The following is a 3,563-nucleotide window of genomic DNA, read 5'->3' on the forward strand; positions in this document are numbered from 1 at the left end:
CCCGACGCGCCGGTCGCCGCGATCACCGCCGAGACACCGCCGCTACCCGGCGCGCGCGCCGGCGCAACCCCGCTCGATGATCTGCGCCAGAAGATCCGGCCGGCGCCGCAGGAGCGGCTTGCCCGCATGGTCGACCTCAATGAGGAGCGCACCGCCCAGATTCTGCGCAAATGGGCTGCCGCGCCGGAAGCCGTGGGTTAGGCCATGGTCTCGGCGGCCCTCTTCGATCTCCTGCCCGATTTCGGCTCGCGGACCCCGCACGCCAGCCAGGCGGCGACCCCGCGCGAAGCCGCGCATATGCCGGCCGCGCCGGCGCCGCACGCGCCACAGGCCGACATCGGCGCGCTGATCGCCGAGGCGGTGGCCGATGCGGAGGCCACGCTCGAGGCACGGCTTGCGCTCGCCCATCAGGCCGCGCTCGACGCCGAGCGCCAGGCCAGCGACGATGCCGCGAGAGCCTTTCTTGAAAGCTTCGGCGGCGACCTCGGCGCCGCTGTCGCCACGCGCATCGACGCCATGGAGCAGCGCGTTGCCGAGCTTGCCGGCGCGACTGTTGCCCGCGTCATCGGCGGCCTTCTCAGCGACGACCTGCAGGAACGTTCGCTGCAGGCTCTTTCACGCGCCATCGCCGCCGCGGTCGCCGACAACGAGGCCGTCCGCATCGGTATTCGGGGACCCCTCTCGCTGTTCGAGCCCCTGAAGGCGGCGCTTGGGTCCCGCGCGGCCAATCTCGACTTCACCGAGGCGCCGGGCTTCGACCTGACCGTCAGCATCGACGAAACGGTGTTCGAGACGCGTATCGCCGAGTGGTCCGCGTCCTTGTCCGAGGTTCTGTCATGAGCGCCATCGACCATGCCGAGCCCCGGCACGAGATCATCATCGTCAAGCGCAATCACGACGGTCATGACGATGATCACCATGGTGGCGTGTGGAAGATCGCCTTCGCCGACTTCATGACGGCGATGATGTGCTTCTTCCTCGTCATGTGGCTGATCAACGCCGCCAACGAGCAGACCAAGGCAGCCGTCGCCAGCTATTTCAATCCGGTCGAGCTGATCGACCGCAATTCCAGCCGCAAGGGCCTCGAGGATCTCGGCGACGGCCCGAGCAAGGTCGGTTTGACCGCGGACAATCCGCAGCAGGGCGCGACCAAGGCGGGCGAGGACGGCAAAGGCGGCGCCGGCTCGTCCGAACGCCGGCAGACCAAGGACGGCGCGCAGGATGCCCAGCTGTCCGATGAAAAGCTGTTTGCCGATCCCTATGCGGTGCTGGCGGAGATCGCCGCTGATACGGGGGTGCTACAGAATGTCAGCGCCAAGGGCGAAGGCGGCGCCCAGACGGCCGGCCCGGCGACCGGCGCTTCCGGCGGCGAATCCTATCGCGACCCCTTCGCGCCTGATTTCTGGTCGCAGCAGGTGGCGGCGCCTGGCGCCGAGGCCACCGCCGAACGCGCCAAGATCGATGGCGATCCCGCCAAGCCTGGCGAGAAGGTCGCAACGGTCGCGGTGCCGAAGGCAAAGGCCGCTCCGGCGGCTCCCCCGATGACGGCCGCGCCGCTGGAGCCGCTGGCAACTTCGGAAAAGACCGAGGCCAAGAGCGGTCAGAAGGCCGCGCAGGGCGAGGCCGAAAAGCCGTCGGGTGAAGGTAACAAGACTGACAAGGCACAGGGCGGGAAACTCGAAGCCGACAAGCGCGAGGCCGCGGCCGGCGACACCAAAGCCGAAGCGGCGAAGGCGGAAAAGGCCGAACAAGAGCAAGGCGCCGACAAGGGCGACAAGGCGCCGAGCAAAGCCGCCCTCCAGCAGGCCGCGGACATCAAGAAGGAACTCGCCAAGGCATTCCTGCCGGGCGAAAAGCTCGCCGACGGCGTCTCGGTCGAGGCCACCGACAAGGGGGTGGTCATTTCGATCACCGATCAGCTCGATTTCGGCATGTTTGAGATCGGCTCGGCCATGCCGCGCCGCGAGCTGGTGCTGGCGATGGAAAAGATCGGCCACATCATCAACGAGAAGAAGGGCACCATCACCATCAGCGGCCACACGGACGCGCGGCCGTTCCGCAGCGACACCTACGACAACTGGCGGCTGTCCACCGCGCGTGCCCATGCGGCCTACTACATGCTGGTGCGCGGCGGCGTAGACGAAAGCCGCATCACCGAGGTCTCGGGCTTCGCCGACCGGCAGCCCAAGATCGCGTCCGATCCGATGGCGGCCACGAACCGGCGAATCGAAATCCTGATGACGGCCGGCGGATGAAGGCCAGAAGCATCATCGGCGGCGCGATCGCGCTGCTATTGCTTGCGGCGGGGTCGCCATCGGCGGCCTTCGCGCAGGACGTGCTACAGCCTTATCAGCTGGTGCGTTCGCTGCAGCTGATCCAGGACCGCATTGCCGGCGGTGATCATGCCGCGCTGCCGATGCAGGCGAAGCTCCTCGAAATGATCGACGCCCGGATGCGCGATGCCAATGCCGAGGACTTCAAGGAGCCGAAGAATTTCCGCGCCTTGCTGGTCTACGGCATGAGCGGCGGCAATCCGGTGACGGTCGCGGCGGCGGCTTCGCGCGCGATGACCGACCCGCAAAGCCTCGCCATCGCCAAAGGCGTCGTCGCCTATCTGAATGGGCGGCCGGCCAATGCGATCGAAATGCTGAAGCCGATCGATCCGATGAGCGTGCCTCCGGACATCGGCGCCTTTCTGGCGCTGGTCAAGGGTTCGCTGCTTGCGGCCGATGACCCTGCCCAGGCGCTCGCCCTGCTGGACGAGGCGCGCCTGCTCAGCCCCGGCACGCTGGTCGAGGAAGCGGCGCTTCGCCGCTCCGTGGGCATCGCGGCCGCGCAAGGCGACGCCGCCCGTTTCGCGCTGGCGTCGACGCAATATGTCGCGTCCTATCTCTACTCGCCCTACGCCAGCCAGTTCGCCGATGCCTTCGTTTCCGGCGTCATCACGCTGCATATGGCGATCAGCCAGGACAAGATCGCCGACATCACCTCGATGATGGATCCCGAGCGCGAGAAGGTGATCTACCTGCGCATCGCGCGCCACGCCGCCATCGACGGGATGACGGAGCTCTCGGCTTTTGCCGCGGCCAAGGCGGAACTGGGCCGCAACGGCGGCGGCAGCCAGGACGACCCGCGCAGCCAACTCTATTCGAGCCTTTCCACCATGACATCGGCCAGCGTCGATGAAGTGCGTGCCAAGCTCGGCAAGATCGACCGCGGCAAGCTTTCGCAAAACGACCGGGACCTGCTTGATGCCGCGCAGGCCGTGGCGGGCGAAGTGGTGGCGCCGGTAAAGACCCCCGCCAAGGTGGAAGCCGCGCCGGCCGCAGCAAAGGGAGACGAGGCGAAGGCGGCGGCCGAGGCCTCGACCAATCCGGCCAATGCGGACCTGCCGCCGGTGGAAGGAGCGATGCCCGACCAGCCAGCGGTCGCGTCAAGCGATCCGCCGGTCGCGTCGGGCGATCCGGCGAAGGACACTCGGCCCGCGGCTTCGCCGCCGTCTGCCGAGCCACTGGCGCGAACAGCGGATGAAACGCCGGCCGCCGCTCCCATGCAAGCTGACG

3 protein-coding genes and 1 pseudogene are annotated in these 3,563 nt (G+C 67.9%); all 4 read left to right on the forward strand.

What is annotated here, in order from left to right; genetic code table 11:
* Positions 1-201, forward strand: a pseudogene (locus tag EOA27_RS27725) (flagellar M-ring protein FliF); the annotation flags it as partial.
* A 3-nt stretch (positions 202-204) separates the two neighbouring features.
* A complete protein-coding gene (locus tag EOA27_RS27730; protein ID WP_127257750.1) occupies positions 205-840 on the forward strand; it encodes a hypothetical protein in 636 nt (211 codons plus the stop codon).
* Complete coding sequence (locus EOA27_RS27735) at positions 837-2,255, forward strand: MotB family protein (protein WP_126081517.1); 1,419 nt, start codon at positions 837-839, stop codon at positions 2,253-2,255. Before EOA27_RS27730 ends, EOA27_RS27735 begins: the two co-directional genes overlap by 4 nt.
* Positions 2,252-3,563 (forward strand): chemotaxis protein MotC (locus tag EOA27_RS27740; protein WP_245491176.1); only part of this gene is annotated, 1,312 nt, incomplete at its 3' end. The genes EOA27_RS27735 and EOA27_RS27740, both read left to right, overlap by 4 nt.

The organism is Mesorhizobium sp. M2A.F.Ca.ET.037.01.1.1 (assembly GCF_003998075.1).
Taxonomy (GTDB): domain Bacteria; phylum Pseudomonadota; class Alphaproteobacteria; order Rhizobiales; family Rhizobiaceae; genus Mesorhizobium.

What these genes read in the sequence shown, in the direction of transcription:
- EOA27_RS27730 (WP_127257750.1), top strand. Translation starts at nt 205, where the DNA reads ATGGTCTCGGCGGCCCTCTTCGATCTCCTGCCCGATTTCGGCTCGCGG.
- EOA27_RS27735 (WP_126081517.1), top strand. Translation starts at nt 837, where the DNA reads ATGAGCGCCATCGACCATGCCGAGCCCCGGCACGAGATCATCATCGTC.